This window comes from Streptomyces caeruleatus (assembly GCF_001514235.1).
Classification (GTDB): Bacteria; Actinomycetota; Actinomycetes; order Streptomycetales; family Streptomycetaceae; genus Streptomyces; species Streptomyces caeruleatus.
The window spans coordinates 693,755-711,749 of record NZ_KQ948926.1 but is presented as its reverse complement, the minus strand read 5'-3'; the positions used below and the strand labels follow the sequence as shown (position 1 = coordinate 711,749).

Annotated in this window: 9 protein-coding genes; 2 read left to right on the top strand and 7 right to left on the bottom strand. The window is 74.6% G+C overall.

Annotation, left to right across the window (positions count from 1 at the left end; genetic code table 11):
* Positions 1-8: 8 nt before the first annotated feature.
* The 5 genes from AQJ67_RS11950 to AQJ67_RS11930 form a co-directional block, all read right to left on the bottom strand.
* Positions 9-2,318, bottom strand: a complete 2,310-nt coding sequence (locus AQJ67_RS11950) for a non-ribosomal peptide synthetase (protein ID WP_244190435.1) — start codon at positions 2,316-2,318, stop codon at positions 9-11.
* Positions 2,315-6,877 carry a condensation domain-containing protein gene (locus AQJ67_RS11945; protein ID WP_062718277.1) on the bottom strand — a complete coding sequence of 1,521 codons (4,563 nt, stop codon included), beginning with the start codon at positions 6,875-6,877 and terminating at the stop codon, positions 2,315-2,317. Before AQJ67_RS11945 ends, AQJ67_RS11950 begins: the two co-directional genes overlap by 4 nt.
* 59 nt (positions 6,878-6,936) lie before the next feature.
* Complete coding sequence (locus tag AQJ67_RS11940) at positions 6,937-7,704, bottom strand: thioesterase II family protein (RefSeq protein ID WP_062718275.1); 768 nt, start codon at positions 7,702-7,704, stop codon at positions 6,937-6,939.
* 131 nt (positions 7,705-7,835) lie between these two features.
* The gene (locus AQJ67_RS11935; RefSeq protein ID WP_062718273.1) at positions 7,836-9,218 is read right to left on the bottom strand and encodes a serine hydroxymethyltransferase; all 1,383 of its coding nucleotides are present in this window, start codon (positions 9,216-9,218) and stop codon (positions 7,836-7,838) included.
* Positions 9,218-12,505, bottom strand: a complete 3,288-nt coding sequence (locus AQJ67_RS11930; protein WP_159058760.1) for a non-ribosomal peptide synthetase — start codon at positions 12,503-12,505, stop codon at positions 9,218-9,220. Before AQJ67_RS11930 ends, AQJ67_RS11935 begins: the two co-directional genes overlap by 1 nt.
* Before the next feature lie 439 nt (positions 12,506-12,944).
* Here AQJ67_RS11930 and AQJ67_RS49220 point away from each other — a divergent pair, with 439 nt between their 5' ends.
* Positions 12,945-13,670, top strand: coding sequence for a hypothetical protein (locus AQJ67_RS49220; protein WP_062718269.1), 726 nt, complete (start codon positions 12,945-12,947; stop codon positions 13,668-13,670).
* A 91-nt stretch (positions 13,671-13,761) separates the two neighbouring features.
* On the opposite strand, the gene AQJ67_RS11920 is transcribed toward AQJ67_RS49220, so the two are convergent.
* Together AQJ67_RS11920 and AQJ67_RS11915 are read right to left on the bottom strand one after the other, a co-directional pair.
* Entirely contained in the window at positions 13,762-16,143 is a 2,382-nt protein-coding gene (locus AQJ67_RS11920) for a M20/M25/M40 family metallo-hydrolase (protein ID WP_062718267.1), read from the bottom strand.
* Entirely contained in the window at positions 16,140-17,480 is a 1,341-nt protein-coding gene (locus tag AQJ67_RS11915) for an MFS transporter (protein WP_208614944.1), read from the bottom strand. Before AQJ67_RS11915 ends, AQJ67_RS11920 begins: the two co-directional genes overlap by 4 nt.
* Positions 17,481-17,720: 240 nt before the next feature.
* On the opposite strand from AQJ67_RS11915, the gene AQJ67_RS11905 reads away from it, so the two are divergent.
* Positions 17,721-17,939: an MbtH family protein gene (locus AQJ67_RS11905; RefSeq protein ID WP_062718261.1), complete on the top strand. Its 219-nt coding sequence runs from the start codon at positions 17,721-17,723 to the stop codon at positions 17,937-17,939.
* The last annotated feature ends 56 nt before the right edge of the window (positions 17,940-17,995 follow it).

The following is a 17,995-nucleotide window of genomic DNA, read 5'->3' as shown; positions in this document are numbered from 1 at the left end:
CTGTGTCCTCAGCGGCCGGTCGGGGCGGCCGGGTGGTTGTCGAGTTCTTCGGCGAGTTCGGCGACGGTCGGCCGCAGATAGAGGGTCCGCGCGGACAGCTCCACCGAGAACCGGGCCTGGAGACGGCCGAGCAGGTCGGCGGCGATCAGCGAGTGGCCGCCCAGCTCGAAGAAATCGTCGTCCACGCCGACCGGTTCGACGCCCAGCAGATCGGCCCACTCCTCGGCGACCGCGCTCTCGGTCGAGGTCCGCGGGGCCGTGTACTCGCTGCCCAGGGAGCGCGGGCTGCGGCGGGCGGCGGGCAGGGCCGAGCGGTCCACCTTGCCGTTGCGGTTCAGCGGGAACTCGGCCAGCGGGAGGATCGCCCAGGGCACCATGTATCCGGGCAGCTCGTCGCGCAGCCACTCCCGCAGCCGCCTGCCCAGGGCGGCCGGCTCGTCGTCCTCGGGGCGTTCGGCGGTGATGTACGCCAGCAGCCGCTTGCCCTGGACGTCGTCGGTCTGGGTGAGCACGACCGCCTGCCGGACGTCCTCGTGCCCGGCCAGGACCGCCTCGACCTCGCCCGGCTCCACCCGGTAGCCCTGGATCTTGATCTGCCGGTCGGCGCGGCCGAGGAACTCCAGGGTGCCGTCGGCCAGCCGTCGGGCCAGGTCGCCGGTGCGGTAGAGACGGGCCCCCGGAACGGTCGAGAACGGGTCGGGCAGGAACCGCTCGGCCGTGGCGCCCGGCCGGCCCACATAGCCGTCGGCCAGGCCCTCGCCGCCGGCGTACAGCTCGCCGGGGACTCCGGCGGGGACCGGGCGCAGCTCGGGGTCGAGGACCAGGGCGCGGGTGCCGCTGACGGGCCGGCCGAGCGGGACGGAGTTGCCGGCCGGGGGTTCGGCGGAGGTCCAGCAGGCGGTGAACGTGGTGTTCTCCGTCGGGCCGTAGCCGTTGGTGAACAGCAGGCCCGGGTGGGCCGTCAGCAGGCGGCGGACATGGGAGGCGGATACCACGTCGCCGCCCGCGATCACATGCCGGAGGCCCGCGAAGGCGTCGAGGTGCTGGGTGACCATCTGGTGGAACAGCCCGGCCGTCATCCAGGCCACGGTCACCCGCTGCTCGACCAGGGTGGCGGCGACCTCCTCGACGGCGACCGGCCCGGGCCGGTGCAGGGCCAGCCTGCCGCCGTTGACCAGGGGGGCCCACAGCTCCAGCGTCGAGGCGTCGAACGCCACCGGGGCGAGCTGGAGGAACACGTCGTCGGCGCGGAACTCGGCCCAGTCCGGGGCCACGACGAGCCGGGAGACCGCGGCGTGCGGCACCCGGACGCCCTTCGGCTCGCCCGTCGAGCCCGAGGTGAAGCTGACGTACGCCGCCGCCGAGGCCGGCACCCGTGCGGGCGGTGCGCCCGCCTCGCGCGGGTCCGCGCTTCCGGCGGGTTCCGGGACCAGCGCGGTGACACCTGCCGGGACCAGCGGCGCGAACCTCTCCTGGACCAGGGCCGTACGGGCCCCGGTGTCCGCCAGCAGCCGCAGCAGCCGGTGCTGCGGCAGGTCCGGTTCGAGCGCGGCGTAGGCGGCGCCGGTCCTGAGGACGGCCAGCAGCGAGACGACGAGTTCGACGGAGCGCTCCGCGAGCACCGCGACCACCTCGCCGGGGCCCGCTCCTGCCGCCCGCAGCCGTGCCGCCAGCCGGTCCGCGTCGGCCGTCAGCCCGCGGTAGGTCAGCGAGAGCTGTCCGTCGCTCACCGCCACCGCGTCGGGCGTACGGTCCGTCTGCCGCTGGACGAGCACGTGGACCGGCTCGGCGGGCCGGGGCGCCCGGCCCGTCCCGGCGTGTACGGCCGCCTCGGCGAGGTCCTCGTCAAAGGCCAGCGGCAGCACGGCGAGGCGGACCTCCGGCGCGGCCGTGGCGGCCAGCGCGTGCCTCAGCTGACGCTCCAGCCGGGCGGACTCGCCGGCCGGGAACGCGCCCGCGCCCAGCGTCACGCCGACGCCGCCCGCCGTGTCCGCGGCGACGGTCACGCCCCGGGCGGGTCCGTCGGCGGCCACGTCCCAGTCGAGGCGCGCGTCGGTGAGCGCGCCCGGGTCGGGCTCCTCGTCACCGGCGGTCAGGACGGCCTTCTCGGCGTCCGCGAGGAGCTCGGCGAGCGTCGTCGCGTCGGCCACGTCGAAGGCGAACACGGCCTCCGCGTCGGCGTCCCGGTAGCCGATCCGCACGGTGTCCTGAAGGGTCCGCCGGTACAGCACCGCGACCAGCGCGGCCAGGACCGGCGCGGCGGTCACGGCGGCCGAGCCGTCCGCCGGGGCCGGCTGGGTTTCGGTCAGTTGCGTCACGAGTGCTCCTTGGAGACGGCGGAGCCCGACGGGGCTCCCGGCTTGCGTCGGCGCAGGGCGGACCGGTCGACGCGTTGGATGGCGGCGGGAGTTTCCCGGGGTTTCGCCGTCTGCTCGTCCACGAACGCGGCGATGGCGGCGATGGTCGGTGACTCGAACAGGAGGCTGAGCGGTACGTCGATCTCGTACTCGCCGCGCACCCGCTCCATGACCTCCGAGCCGAGCAGGGAGTGCCCGCCCAGGGCGAAGAAGTCGTCGTGCACGCCGACCCGGTCGACGCCCAGGGCCTCGGTCCAGATGCCGGCCAGCGCGAGCTCCGTCGGGGTGCTCGGCGCCCGCTGGGCGTCGGCCGCCGCCCCGGACAGGTCGGGGCGGGGCAGGGCGTGCCGGTCGGCGAGACCGGCGCCGTCCACGGCGAAGCCCGGCACGACCACCACATGGGCGGGTACGGCGTGGAAGGGCAGCTGTTCCGTGAGCCGTCGGCGCAGATCCGACGTGACGGCCTTGGTCCGGGCCACCCCCGATGGGTCGCTGGCGAGCGGGGCGTCGCCCGCTTCGGCACCGGGAGCCGGTCGGCCCAGGCCCGGCGGCAGCGACAGCGCGGGCACCTCGCCGTCGGCTCCGGTGCGGCTGAGGAACAGCTCCAACTCGCCGACGCGCGGCCCGAACTGCACCAGCGCGGAGTAGCCCGCCTTCTCGGCGGCCGTCACCAGGGCGCCGGGGTCGACCGGGCCGCCCGGCGACGCCGCGCTGGGGGCGAGAGCCGCGAGGGTGTCGGCGACCGTGTGGGTGCGGCCCTCGTGCAGCGCGTCCAGGGCGGCCAGCCTGGGGTGGACCCGGGCGTCCGGCACCGAGCCGACCAGCAGCCGCTCGGGGGCCTGCTCGGCGAGGTGCTCGGCCAGCGACCGGGCGGTGAGCCCGGCCGCCTGCCAGTCCAGGGCGGGGCCGGCGGGCGGGGCGGCGGGCGCGGCCGGGTCGTGGGCGCGCAGCACCACGTCGTAGTGGTACAGGCTCAGTTCGTTGCGGGTCCTGCTGAGCCGCGGCAGCAGATACACCTCGCCCAGCCCTGCGAGCCGCGCGGACAGCGTGCCGAAGTACCGCGGGTCCAGCAGGAGTTCCTCCTCCTGGCCGGTCCGGGCAGCCAGCGCCTCCCGCAGCCGGGCGGCCGGGTCCTCGGGCTTCAGCTGCTCCAGCCGGCCCGGCAGGTGCAGGGCGCCGGCCAGGGGCAGGCTGCGCACCGAACCGAGATAGACGTGACCGCCGGGCCGCAGCACCCGCAGCGCGCCCTCCAGCACCCGCTCCAGGTACTCCGCGCTCGGGAAGTGCTGGACGAGGGCGTTGAGGACGACCGTGTCGAAGGTGTCGTCCGGCAGGCCCTCGAAGTCGTCCGCGGCACGCTCCAGCAGGGTGACGTCCTCGACCTTGCTGGCGAGCCAGTCCTGGTGGTCGCGGATGTGCCGCAGGGCGTGCGCCGACAGGTCGGTGCCGGTGTACTCGGCGCAGCGCAGGGCGAGGCGGAACAGCAGGGTGCCGGTGCGGCAGCCGATCTCCAGCACTTTGGCCGGACGCAGCGCCATGATGCGGCGGAACGTGGTGTCGGCCCACTCGCGCATCTCGGCCGCGGTCAGGGTCTCGCCGGTGTGCGGGCTGGTCCAGCCGGTCACGTTGAGGGCGGGGTCGTCCTCCGCTGCCCGGCCGGCGTAGATCTCCTCGAACAGGGCGCGCTGACCGTCGCCGCCGAAGCCGTCGGCGGCCCGCAGGGAGACATGGGCGACCAGGTCGGGCGCGTCGTCCTGGTCGCCGGAGTGCGCGGTGACCAGGGCGCGGTCGATGTCGGGCGCCTTGTGCAGGACGGCCTCGACGTCGGCGGTCTCCACCGGGTGGGTGCGGACGCGCAGTTCCTCGGCGAGCAGGTCCAGCGTGCCGTCGGGCAGCCGTCGGGCCCGCAGACCGGTGCGCAGCACCTGTCCGTCGCCCAGCGGGTCGTCGACAACGAGCCGGCGCAGTTCCTGGGGCCGGCCCAGGATCCCGTCGGGCAACGGCACCCCGCCGACGCAGAGTTCGCCCGGCAGCGCACCGGGCACCGGCAGACCGGCCGCGTCCAGCACGCGCAGCACGGCGCCCGCGGCCGGGGGCCGCAGTACGGGCAGGGCGCCCGGTGCGGGCTCGCTGAACGACTGGACCACTATGTCCAGGGCCGCGTCGGCCCGGCCGGAGCGAAGGTGCAGCGACGCGCCGGGGGCGGCCTCGCGCAGCCGGGCCGCCAGGGCCGGCCAAGGGCGCTCGCCGGTGCAGACGACCTGGCGCAGCGACGGCAGCGGGCCGTCCGCGTCGAGCAGCGCCGAGAGCGTGGACGGGGTGCAGCCCAGCACGGCGGCCGACTCGGACCGCACGGTCGCGGCGAGAGCCGCGGGTGTGGCGTCGGCGGGCAGGACCAGACGGGCACCCGCGAGGAGCGGCCACAGCAGCTCCCAGGGCGCGAGGTCGAACGCGGAACCGGTCGTCAGGACCGCCTGGTCACCGGTCGACCGCGTGACGCGGACCGTCTGACGCAGCCGGTGGACGACACCGGCGTGGGTGTTGACCAGGCCGCGCGCCGAGGAGTCCACGGGCGGGCGGTAGTTGACGAACGCGCCCTGCGCAGGGCCGGGCGTCGCCGCGGGCCGGTCGGCGGGCCACCTGCCGAGGTCTGCCGCCATGTCGACGGGCTCCACCATCGGATCGAGCCCGTCGGGACCGGCGCCGTCGGTGAGGACGAGCGCCGTGGAGCAGTCCAGCAGGACGTCGTTGAGGTCGGCCACGGGAGCGCCCGGGGAGAGCGGCACGGCCAGGGCGCCGGCCTTGAGGACACCCAGCAGCGCGACGAGCAGCCGGGGTGAGGGCGGCAGGCAGACCGCCACGGGCTGGCCGTCGAGCACACCGAGGTCGCGCAGCCGCCAGGACAGCCGGTTGGCCCGCTCGTCCAGCGCCCGGAAGGTGAGGCTCTCCGCCCCGTGCCGGACCGCGACGGCGTCGGGCCGCTGCCGCGCCTGCTCGGCGACCAGCGCGGGGACCGTCCCGTCCTCGGCGCCGGCGGGCTCCGCGGCGGTGTCGCCGGGCTCCTCGGCCAGTCGTACGGAGTCGAGGTCGCCGATCACGGGAAGGGAGCGGACCGGGGTGTCGGGCGCCTCCAGGACGGAGGCGATGACCGTCGTCAGGGAGTCCATCATGCGGCGCACGACGTCCTCGGTGAACACGTCGGTGGAGAAATAGATGGTGCCGCGCACGCCGTCGTCGTCGTCGGGCTCCAGGTCGACCTCGATGTCGAACCGTGCCGTCTTCGTGCTCAGGGGCTCGACGGAGAAGGACAGTTCGGGGAGCTCCACGCTCCAGCGGGGCGAGTTGTCGAAGCCCATCTGGTGCCTGACCAGGGGGACCTTGGCGCGGGTGTCGCGCTCCGGGGTGATCACCTCGATGATCCGCTCGAAGGGCACGTCCTGGTGGTCGTAGGCCTTCAGGCACACCTCGCGGGCCTGGCGCAGCAGGTCGCGGTAGGTGGGCGAGCCGGTGGTGCGCATGCGCAGGACGAGCTCGTTGACGAAGCAGCCCGCGAGGTGCTCCAGCTCGGCGCGGCGCCGGCCCGCCACGGCGGAGCCGATGATGATGTCGTCCTGGCCGCTCCAGCGGGACAGCACCAGGGACTGCGCGGCGAGCAGCGCCATGAACGGGGTGGCCCGCTCCGTCTCGGCGAGCTCGGTCAGCCGGCGGAAGGTCTCCGGCTCGATGCGGTACGGGATCGTGCTGCCCCGCCAGGTCGGCTCGGCCGGGGTCGGCAGCCCGGTCGCGAGGTCGACCAGCCGGTTCTCCGCGAGCTGCTCCTTCCAGTACTCCAGCTGCCGGTCGATGACCGGGCCGCTCAGCTCCTCGCGCTGCCAGGCCGCGAAGTCGCCGTACTGGACGGTCAGTTCCGGCAGCCGCGGCTCCACTCCGTGGACGCGGGCGGAGTAGCGCTCCCCGAGCTCGCGGATGAGGACGTTCATCGTCCAGCCGTCGGTGGCGATGTGGTGCTGGACGATCAGCAGCAGGTGCTCGTCCTCGGCCAGCCGCAGCAGCACGGGCCGCAGCATCAGGTCGCGTTCGAGGTCGAACGGCTGGTCGGTGACGGCCTGGCAGTGGGCCTGCGCGGCCGCCTCGCGCTCGGCGACGGGCAGATGCGTGAGGTCGACCAGGGGGATGTCGAGGCCCGCGAAGGGGTTCACGGACTGCACGGGCAGGCCGTCGACCTGGTGGTAGGTGGAACGCAGCACCTCGTGCCGCTCGACGATCTCGCTCAGGCAGCGGTGCAGCAGGGCGGTGTCCAGGCGGCCCTTCAGCCGGGCGGCGCCCGAGACGTTGTAGAAGACGGCGTCGGGCTCCAGCTGGTTGAAGAACCAGATGCGCTGCTGGGCGGGGGAGAGCGGGATCGCGCCGCGGTCTCCCTCGTACCGGGTGATACGGCCGCCCCCGGCGGACGGCAGCTGACGCGCGACCAGCCGGTCGAGCAGCTCCCTCTGTTCGGCTGTCAGTGTGGCCGGACGCATGCGCGCCTCACCCTCTCGCTCTGTCGGGCTGGTAGTGGGCTGAGTGCTGATGGGGGACGTCATGACGGCCGTCCCGTGTGTGCCGTGGACATGCGCAGGTGCTCCACGTCGGCACGGACCCGGGCGACCACGTCGGCCGCCTGCTCCTGGACGAAGAAGTGGCCGCCGTCGAAGCGGCGCACCGCGAAGTCGCCGTCGCTCTCCTCGCGCCAGGCGAGGGCCCGGTCCTCCCGGACCGTGGCGTCCCGTTCGCCCAGGTAGAGCCGGACCGGGCAGTCCACCGGGCGGTCGTCCGCCGGGCGGGGGCCGGCCAGGACCGTCAGGTCGGCCCGCAGGACCGGCAGGGTCATCTCCAGGAACTCCTTGTGGGCGAGGAGTTCGGGCGGGGTTCCGCCCATCTCGTGCAGATACGCGAGGACGCCGTCCTCCGTCAGCCAGCGGGCGTAGTCCCGGCGGGGCTCACGCCGCGGCGCCTCGCAGGCGGCGACGATCAACAGCCGCGGGGTGACGCCCAGTTCGCGCCGCAGGCAGCGGGCGAGCTCGGCGGCGAGGGTGCCGCCCATGCTGTGGCCGAAGAGCACCAGCGGACGGTCGGTCAGCGCGGCGGCCTGAGCGCACAGCTGCTTGAGGATCTCGTCCATCGTCTCCAGCGGCGCCTCGCCGAGCCGGGAGCCGTGGCCGGGCAGCTCCGCCGCCACCACACCGACGTCCGGGGGCAGCAGGCGCGGCCAGCGCCGGTAGACGTGCGCCGCCGAGCCTGCGGGGTGCAGACAGAGCAGCCGCAGCGCGACATCGTCACTCAGCGACCAATCGCGCAGCCAGGTCATGCGGTTTCCTTCCGGGCTCGGGCGGCCTGCGATCGGCCGTCGGCAACCAGCTTCGTGAAGCGGGCGGGGAGTCGAAATCGGGAGAGTGCCTGACAGTGGGTCCTCCCCCGGGTCCGGCACCCCGCCCCTGATCAGGCCGCCGGCACCGGCGCGGCGGGCGTGGGCAGCGAGGGGTCCGGGAGCGGATGGTCCGGCAGCGGGAAGCGGTCGCACAGGGCACGCGCCCGGGACGCCACCGCGCCGCGGACCGCCTCGTCCAGCTCGTAGTCGCGGTCGCCCGACGGGCGTACGGCGGCCAGGACCGTGTGGACCAGGTCGGCGCACTCCGCCATCTCGGCGACCCCCATGCCGCGCAGCGCCAGCACGTTCGTACCGAGGCGGACGCCGCTGGTGACGCGCGGGCCGTGCGGGTCGCCGGGGATGCTGTTCTTGTTGACGACGATGCCGCAGCTCTCCAGGGCGCGTTCGGCGATACGGCCGGTCAGCCCGCGGCAGCCGACGTCGAGCAGCACCATGTGGGTGTCCGTGCCGCCGGTCAGCACCCGGTGGCCGTGGCTGTCCAGCTCCTTCGCCAGCGCCCGCGCCGTGGCGACGATGCGCTCGGCGCGCTCCCGGAACGCGGGCGTGGTCAGCTCGGCCAGCGCGCGGGCCTTGGCGGCGACGGTGTTGAGCCGCGGGGTGCCCTGGAGGTAGGGGAAGACGGCGTCCTCCAGCGTCGCGCGCAGGGTCCGGCCCGAGGCGGTGCGCGTCTCGGCGTCGCGGCCGAGCAGGATCAGGCCGCCGCGGGGGCCGTAGAGCTGTTTGTAGGTGCTGGTCGTCGTCACATGGGCGACGTCGACCGGGCTCGGGTGCTCACCGGCCGCGACCAGCCCCGCGATGTGCGAGATGTCGGCCACCAGATAGGCCCCGACCTCGTCGGCGACCGCGCGGAAACGCCGGAAGTCGACGGTGCGCGGGTAGGAGCTGGCACCGCAGAAGATCAGCCGGGGCCGGTGCCGGCGGGCCAGCTCCGTCATGCCGTCGTAGTCGATCAGACCCCGCTCGTCGAGGCCGTAGCGGACCGGTGTGAAGAACCGGCCGCTCATCGACGCCGAGGCGCCGTGGGTGAGATGGCCGCCCGCCTTGAGGTCCATGCCGAGGACCACGTCGCCGGGCGACAGCAGGCTGCACAGCACGACCTGGTTCGCCGTCGAGCCCGAGTGCGGCTGCACGTTGGCGTGCTGGGCGCCGAAGGCCTCCTTGGCCCGGCGCACCGCCAGCCGTTCCACCTCGTCGACGAGTTCGCAGCCGGCGTGATAGCGCGCGCCGGGGTAGCCCTCGGTGGTCACGTTGCTCGTCGCGCTGGCCTCGCAGGCCAGGACGGACGGGTCGGCCGTGCTCGCCGCCGCCACCATGGCGAGGGTCTGCTGCTGGCGCAACTGCTCGCGCTCCAGCAGGTCGTACAGGTCCGGATCGCGCTCGGCCAGCAGGCGCGCGCCGTGGTACAGCGTCCGGTCGAACAGACCCGCCGTCATCAGTGCTTCTCCTCAAGGGTGTCGAGCAGGTCATGGGTCTGCGTCGCGTCCAGGGCGCGGACCTGGAGGTAGATCTCGGCGATCGCGGTGGCGTCGATCCCGGCGGCCTCGCCCGCGGATGCGGCCAGGGCCGCCTGTCCCTCGACGGTGCTCGCGTCGAACAGGTCGCGCAGCGACACGTCCAGCCGCAGATGGTCGCTGAGCGCGTAGGCGATCTGGGTGACGCCCAAGGAGTTGCCGCCCAGCTCGAAGAAGTCGTCGCGCAGGCCGACCTGTTCGGTCTGCAGCACCTCCGCCCAGATCCCGGCGACGGCCCGCTCCAGCGGCGTCCGGGGAGCGACGTGCGCGGCGGACCGGCCGACCGGCTGGGCCTCGGTGCGGGCCAGCGCACGGCGGTCGACCTTGCCGTTGGCCGACAGCGGCAGCGCGTCGAGCACCGCGAAGGCGTCCGGCACCATGTGGTCGGGCAGGGTGGCCGACAGGTGCTTGCGGAGCTCGCCCACGGACGGGGCGGCGCCCTCGGCGGGGACCACGTACGCGGTCAGCCCGACGCCGTGCCCGGCCTCGTCGGACCGGACCACCGTGACCGCCTCGGCGAGGTCCGGGTGCCGGCCGAGCGCGGCGTCGATCTCGCCCAGCTCGATCCGGAACCCGCGCACCTTCACCTGGTGGTCGAGCCGGCCGATGAGGTGGATCGTGCCGTCCTGTCCGTACCGGGCGAGGTCACCGGTCCGGTACAGCCGGGCTCCCTCGGGCACGCCCGGGAAGACACCCGCGTACGGGTGGGGCAGGAACCGCTCGGCGGTCAGCGCGGGGCGGTTCAGATAGCCGCGGGCCAGGCCGATGCCGCCGAGGCACAGTTCGCCGGGGACGCCGACCGGGACCGGACGCAGGTCCGCGTCGACGATCAGCGCCTGCTGGTTGGCCATGGGACGGCCGTACGGGATGTGCACCCAGTCGGCGCCGGTCTCGGTGACCCGCTGGAGGATCGAGTGGATGGAGGCCTCGGTGGCCCCGCCCATCACGATGACGTCGAGGTCGGGGAAGAGCGCGCGGGCCCGGTCCGGCAGCGGCACCGGCACCCAGTCGCCGCCGAGGAACGCCACCCGCAGCGTCGGACGGGCCGGCCGGGTGTCGCCGTAGCTGTCCACCAGGGCGTCCAGCAGCGCGGGCGCGGAGTTCCAGACCGTCACCCCGTACCGCTCGACGAGGTCCGCCCAGTGCCGCGGGTCCTTGGCGGCGTCGGCGTCGGGCAGGACGGTGGTGCCGCCCGCGGCGAGCATGCCGAGCAGTTCGTACACGGACATGTCGAAGCTGAGTGACGACAGCGACAGCACCGAGTCGCCGGGGCCGACGGACCGGCCGCGGTTGAGGTCCGCGATGTTGTTGGCGGCGCCGCGGTGGGTCACGGCCACGCCCTTGGGCCGGCCGGTGGAGCCCGACGTGTAGATGACGTACGCCAGGTCGGCGGGGACCGCGGCGGGCCCCTCGGCCACCTCCTCGACCGGCTCGGACTGCGGGACCTCGCCGGAGGCGGGGTCGATCAGCACGACGCGTACGGCGGTGTCGTCGCCTACGCCGCTCACGCGTCCCGTGGCCGGGTCGACGGGCAGCCGCTCCAGGTGGCCCGCGTCGGTGAGCAGTACGGCGGGCCGGGAGTCGGCGAGCATGAACGCCAGCCGCTCGGCCGGGTATCCGGCGTCCAGCGGCACATAGGCGCCGCCCGCCTTGAGCACGCCCAGCACCGCCGTGGCCAGCGCCACCGAGCGGTCCAGGCAGATCGCCACCGGCACGTCCGGGCCGATGCCGGCGCCGCGCAGCACGCGGGCCAACCGGTCGGCGCGCGCGTCCAGCGCGGCGTAGCTGATCTCGCCGCCGCTCCAGGCGAGCGCCCGCGCCTCGGGACGCTCGCGCACCTGCCGCTCGAACAGCTCGTGCAGACAGCCGCCGGGCTCCTCGGCCGCGGTGGCGTTCCACTCGGCGACGGCGCGGGTGACCTCGTCGTCGGTGAGATAGGGCAGGGCGCTCACCCGGCGGTCCGCGTAGGTGGTCGCGGCCGTCAGGAGGACCGTGTAGTGGTCCCACATCCGGCGGATCGTGGCCTCGTCGAACAGGTCCGCCGCGTACTCCACGAACCCGGTGAACTCGCCGTCCACGTGGCGCAGCTGGATGTTCAGGTCGCACTGCGCGCCGCCGCGCTCCACACCCTCGGCCGAGGCGTCCAGACCGGGCAGGCGCAGGGCCGGCTCGGGGGCGTTCTGGAGCAGGAACAGCACCTGGGTGAGCGGGTTGACGCTCAGGTCGCGCTGCGGCTGGAGCTCGTCCACCAGCCGCTGGAACGGCAGTTCCTGGTGCTCCAGCGCCTCGACGGTGGTGGCCTTGACCCGGTCGAGGAGCTCCGCGAAGGTCGGGTCGCCCGCGGTCGAGGTGCGCAGCAGCACGGTGTTGATGAAGCAGCCGATCACCCCCTCCGTCTCGGGCGTACGGGTGGCCACACCGGTGCTCACCACGATGTCGCGCTGGCCGCTGTAGGTGCTCAGCAGCAGCTGGAACGCGGCGAGCAGCGTCATGAACGGGGTCGCCCCGGACGTGCGCGACAACTCGGCGACGGCGGCGGAGAGTTCGGACGACAGGGCCACCTGGACCTGGGCGCCGCGCAGCGACTGCACGGCGGGGCGGGGCCGGTCCAGGGGCAGTTCGAGCAGCTGCGGGGCGTCGGCCATCCGCTCGCGCCAGTACGCCAGCAGGCCCTCGGTCTCGTCGCCGGCGAGCCGCTCGCGCTGCCACACGGAGAAGTCCGGGTAGTGCACGTCGAGTTCGGGCAGCTCGACCGCCCGGCCCGCGGTCAGCGCCGCGTAGGCCGAGCCGACCTCCTGCATGAGGATCCCGCAGGACCACATGTCCGACACCAGGTGGTGCAGGGTGACCGTCAGGACGTGGTCCTCGGGGCCGAGGCGCAGCAGCGAGGTGCGCAGCAGCGGGCCCGCGGCGAGGTCGAACGGCCGGGACGCGGCGACCGCGACGTGCCCGGCGAGCTCCTCCTCGGGCACGTCGGTGACCGGCAGTTCGAGGGCCACGGACTCGTCGACCACCTGCACGGCCTGGCCGTCGATCTGGGTGAAGCGGGTCCGCAGGGCCTCGTGCCGGTCCAGCACGTGCTGGAGGGCGCGGTGCAGCGCGTCCCGGTCCAGCGGCCCGCGCAGCCGGACGGCCAGCGGGATGTTGTAGGCGCTGGTGCCGGGCGTGAGCCGCTCGACGATCCACAGGCGTTCCTGGGCGGAGGCCATGGGGAAGATGGTCGGTTGCGAGGTCTGCAAGGCCGTCTCCACGGGTAGGCGTTGCGGGCGGGACGATAAGGAACTCGGCGTCGCGCGCCGCACGGCGGTGGACCCGGTCCGGCGCGCTGTGCGAGGCCGCTCAGCCGTGGGACGGCTGGGAACACCCGAGCGCTGCTCAGCGTGTCAATCGCGGCGGGCCGCAGGTAGTCCGGGACATTCCTGACGGGCTCGGGGAGCGTCCGCGGGCGGCGCCCGGGGCAATCCGTCCTAGGGTCGCCGGTATCCACCGGCCGTGTTTCTGAGCCGCTGTCCCCCGGCCGTGTCTCTGAGCCGCTGTCCATCGGCCGTGTCTCTGAGCCGCTGTCCCCGGCCGTGTCTCTGAGCCCGTGTCCACCAGCCGTGCCCATGAGCCGGTGTCCACCCCGCCCCGCCCCTGACAGGAGTCGCCGTGCCCGCTGCATCCGTCCTCACCGTCGCCCCCGAGTTCAACGGGCCGCCCGACAGCGCGAACGGGGGCTACGCGTGCGGTCGGATGGCCGCCCTGGCGGCGGAGTCCGGGCACCTCGCCGGACAGGTCGCGGTGACGCTGCATCTGCCGGTGCCGCTCGGCACACCGGTCGAGTACCGCCCGGCGGGCCGCCGCGGGCACGTCTGGCACGGGGAGGACGTCATCGCCTCGGTGGCGGCCACCACGGAGGACGTCCCTGCCCCGGCGCCGGTGGAACCGGACCTCGTACAGCGGGCCGAGCACGCCTTCACCGGCGTCGGCCACCCCTTCCCCGGCTGCTTCGTCTGCGGCACGCAGCGCCCGCACGACGGTCTGTCGCTGCGCCCCGGCCTCGTCGAGGGACGTCAGGGCACGGTGGCCTGTACCTGGCGGCCGTCGGCCGAGCCGGCCGGCGGGGACGGCACGGTTCCCGCCGAGATCGTGTGGAGCGCCCTGGACTGCCCCGGAGGCTGGACGGCCGACCCGGTCCGGCAGCCGCGCCTGCTCAGCCGTATGACCGCCCGGATCACCGAGCTCCCCGTGGTGGGCGGCAGCTATGTCGTGGTCGGGTCCCTGGAGGGCGTCGAGGGCCGGATGGCGACCAACGCGACCGCGCTGTACGACGCCGACGGACGGCTGCTCGCGGCGGCGCGGGCGCAGTGGATCGCCGTGGACGTACGGTCCTGAGGTCCGGGTGCGGCCAAGGCACGCGCACCCGGGAGAGCAAGGAAGGGGGGCGGGCTCACCGAGCCCGCCCCCCTTCTCGTGTCCACCTCTTTCAGACGGTGAACGCCCTGGTCACCAAGGTGAACCCGGAGTCCAGCCCCGACCAGGTGAGCGTCGAGGGCGGAGGCGTCCGCAGGGCGCCGCGCGGGAAGCCGGTCGTCTGCGCCACGGCACGCACGCGCAGCGGCCCCTTCCCCCGGACGGTCAGCGTCAGGTCGAAGCCCGCGGCCGGCGGCGCCAGATAGGTGTAGCCCCACGTCCAGCGGCCGTTGAGGGACTCCCGGGTGTCACCGCCGGGCAGCCCGAGGCCCTCGGCCCCGCCGCTGACGACGGTCGTGTTCCGGGTGTCCACGAACAGCATCAGCTGCTCGGGGCCGCCGCCCTCGGCGGAGACGTGCAGCCGGACCTCCCGTGTGCCGCCCCGCTCGCGCGAGGACACGACCTTCACCGTCGGCGACGGCGCCGCCATCCGGTCCGCCGGGCCGGTGCGCCAGACCCCGGGCCACCGCATTGGCGGGAACGCGTCCTCCAACCGGGCCTCGCCGCCGTCCACATAGGGCTCCAGCCAGGCATGCGAACCCAGTCCCGTGCTGGCCCAACGCGCCCGGTGCGTGTCGCCGTCGAGGGCGTAGACCAGGCTGACCTGGCTCGGGTGACGGCTGTCGACGCCGTCCCGGGCGACACCGGCCGCGATCACCGCGACGCCGGTCGCCAGGGCCAGCCCCGACCGCAGGGCGAGGACCCGGGCCCGCACGGGCGGCCGGGAGCCGGTGAACGGCAGCGGCAGGGTCGCGGCGCACAGGGCGACCAGCAGCAGCGGGCCCGCCGCCATGGCCAGTCCGAGCGTCGGGAAGAGCAGCACCGCGACCGGCACCAGGAGCAGGGCGGCGGGCAGACAGGCCAGGGCCCCGGCCGCCTCCCGCAGCGGCGCGTCCTCAGGCATCCGCGCCGCGACCGCCAGTCCCGCCGCGCCGAACAGCGCGGGCCACACGAACAGATAGGAGGCGCCCGGCGTCAGCCACGCTGTCACCACCGCCAGCCCGGTCAGCCAGCCGGTGACGGCCGCGCTCACCTCCAGCGCGCCGGCCCTGCGCCGCAGCAGCGCCGCCCAGATCCAGACCACGGCCACCGTGAGCACCGCGAACCCGGCGGCCGTGACGCCCGGCCGGTACGGGTCGCCGTTGACGAAACCCGCGTAGTCCGGCCGTACCAGCAGCAGCAGTTGCCAGCCCGCCCAGCCGAGCCCGGCCGCGCCGAGCGGCGGAAGCGGAACGGTCGCAGCGGCCACGGCCACCCGCCGCGCACCCACCGCCGAACGCCGCGCCGCCCACCACAGGGCCGCCGCGAAACCGGCCGTCGCCAGCGCCGCGAGCGGCAGCGCCAGCCCGCCCGGGTAGCGCACCAGCAGACCGGCGAACGAGAAGTACGTGGCGTCGGACCCCTCGCCGACCGCCGCGAGGTCGGCGGAGCCCAGCTTCCGGGTCGCCGCCAGCGCGGTGGAGCCGAGATCCTGAAGCGAGGCCCGGCTGGAGTTGGCGAGGTTGTCCTGCGCGGTGTCGTAGTTCGCCGAACCGGCGACGTTGGCGAAGTTCATCCCGGTGAGACCGGCCTGCCGGAAGGCCGTGAAGTCCGTGTAGTTCGGCAGCAGCCGGTACACCTCGTACGCCAGTGAGGTGGTGACCGGCACATGACCGGACAGGGCCGGGACCAGCGCCGAGTTGTGGGGGCCGGTCTCGAACATCACGACGCGGCCCGAGGTGCCGCGCGACTCCAGGTTCAGCACGACGGTGCGGTCCGGGTCGCCCAGCTGCGACGAGGTGGCGTACGCCTGGGCGCCCACCATGCCGGGCTCCTCGCCGTCCGTGAACAGGACGGTGACGTCGTTGCGCGGCGCCGGGCCGGAGCGCAGCGCCCGGACGGTCTCCAGGATCGCCGCGACGCCGTGCCCGTCGTCCGTGGCGCCCGGGCCGAGCTCCACCGAGTCGTAGTGCGCCACGAGGAGCACCCGGCCGGTGGGGTCCGTACCGGGGATGGTGGCCCGGATGTTCTGCATCCGGCCGGTCACCGCCGAGCTGCGCTTCGTCTCCACCCCGACGACCGGCAGGACCTCGGGAGACAGTCCCGCCGCGCGCAACTCGGCCACGAGGTAGTCGCGTACGCGGTCGTGCGCGGCCGAGCCGACGGGCCGGGGCTCCGTCGCGATCCGCTCGACATGGCGATGGGCCCGGGCGGCGGAGAACCGGCCGGCGGGCGCGTCGGCGCCGAGCGGCTTCGGCGGGGAGAGGTCCGCGACCGTGGTGCCGACGGCGAGCAGGGCCACCACGGCGAGCAGCAGCAGGGCGGCCAGGCCCCGCGGGCGTCGGCGGTGGACGGGCTCGGTGCCCGGGGGCGGTGCGTCCGCCGCGGGGTCCGGGGCGAGTTGAGGCGTGGTCACTGGTCAGCCGTTTCTGTGGAAGTGGGGGAGGCCGGGTCCGAGGTCCCCGCCGGCCGGTCGGCGAAGGGTTCGACGGCCCGGTCCGACAGCAGCCGGAAGGAGGCGAGGGCCCCCACGGCCAGCAGGGCGGCCGCCAGGAGGAACGGGGCCCGCAGGCCCGCCTGGTCCGCCACGAAACCGCCGGTCAGACCGCCCAGCGGGGCGAGCCCGTTGAGGACGAGGCGGTAGGCGCCGTTGACCCGGCCGAAGCTCTCCTCGGGGACCAGCTCCTGACGCAGCGTCGTGGTGATGACGTTGGAGATCGACACCGCGATCCCCACGAAGACCAGGGCGCAGGCCGCCACGAGGGCGTTCGAGGTCACCGCGGCCACCACGAACGGCAACGGGCTCATGGCGAAGACCAGTTGCAGCGACCGGCCGCGTCCGGCCACGGCTACGACCTTCGGGGCGACGGCCAGTCCGAGCAGACCGCCGGCGGCGATCACCAGGAGCAGCAGCCCGTACACCGTCTCGCTGACCCCCAGCGTGTGCATCGCGTAGAGCACGGCGATGCCCAGCACCGCGAGGACCGCGAAGTTGAGCAGCGCCATCAGCAGGCACACCGTGCGCAGCAGCCGGTGCCGCCACAGCCAGCGGATGCCCTGCGCGGTCTGCGCGCCCAGCAGCCGCGGGGAGAGCCGGGCGCTCTTGTCGCCGCTCGCCGCGCCGGCCGGGCGGACGCCGAACACCAGCACCGTCGAGACGGCGAAGCACACCGTGGCCACCCCGAACGGCAGCAGATGGGCCAGCGCGAACAGGGCCGTGCCCACCGGCGGGCCCAGGAACTCCATGGTGATCAGCCGGCCCGACAGCACCCGGCTGTTGGCCGTGTCCAGGGACCGGGTGCCGACCATCTGCGGGATGACGGCCTGGGCGAGGTTGTCGGCCATCGTCTCGACCGAGGTCAGCAGGAACGCCGTGACCGCGAGCGCGGCGATGCCCACCCGGTCGGCGAGCACCAGCGCGGTGAAGCAGGCCAGCACCAGGGACCGCGCGGCGTCGCAGACCCACAGCGCGCGCCAGCGGTCCACATGGTCGATCAGCGTTCCGGCGAACGGGCCCACGAGCAGCCACGGCAGCTCGCCGGCGACGGTGACCAGGGAGACCTGGACGGGGTCGTCGGTCACGGTCGCGGCGTACACGGACAGCGCGATGATCCGAATGCCGTCCCCGAGACCGGACATGGTGTTCGCCGACACCAGCCGCCCGAAACCGGGCGCGAAACGGCGCCGCGAGGAGACCGGCGCGGGAAGCGAAGCGGGCACCTGGGACGGCCCCCTCTCTGACAGCGCGGACACGACCCAGATCGTGGCAACCCCCGGCCCGCCCTACGAGTCGGGGGAACCCCTCATGCGGCGCGGCCCGGCGCCGCGCAGTCGGGGTACCTCCTGACTTTCTGCGCGTCCCGGTGTTCGCGGAGCATTCGGACCACGTCGTCAGCCCAGACGACACCGCCGGCGGTCACCCGACCGCCGGCGGTGCCACCCGCACCTTCCGCGGACGCCCACGCATCCACCCCCATCGATCGGAGGACCGCCATGAGCAGCGCGGACACCACGGACACCACGTCCTTCCAGGTCGTCGTCAACCACGAGGAGCAGTACTCGATCTGGCCGGCCGGCCGTGCACTGCCGCTCGGCTGGACGGCCGAGGGCAAGCAGGGCACCCAGGCCGAATGCCTCGCCCACATCGACGAGACCTGGACCGACATGCGCCCCCTGAGCCTGCGCGAGGCCCTCGCCGCCGAAGGCGCCTGACCCCGGCCACCGGCCCCCACCGCCCCGCAAGCACCGGCCCGAGCGACGAGGAACGC

Coding starts and splice junctions, on each gene's coding strand:
- AQJ67_RS11945 (WP_062718277.1), bottom strand. CDS start 6,877: ATGCGTCCGGCCACACTGACAGCCGAACAGAGGGAGCTGCTCGACCGG.
- AQJ67_RS11940 (WP_062718275.1), bottom strand. CDS start 7,704: ATGACCTGGCTGCGCGATTGGTCGCTGAGTGACGATGTCGCGCTGCGG.
- AQJ67_RS11935 (WP_062718273.1), bottom strand. CDS start 9,218: ATGACGGCGGGTCTGTTCGACCGGACGCTGTACCACGGCGCGCGCCTG.
- AQJ67_RS11930 (WP_159058760.1), bottom strand. CDS start 12,505: ATGGCCTCCGCCCAGGAACGCCTGTGGATCGTCGAGCGGCTCACGCCC.
- AQJ67_RS11905 (WP_062718261.1), top strand. CDS start 17,721: ATGAGCAGCGCGGACACCACGGACACCACGTCCTTCCAGGTCGTCGTC.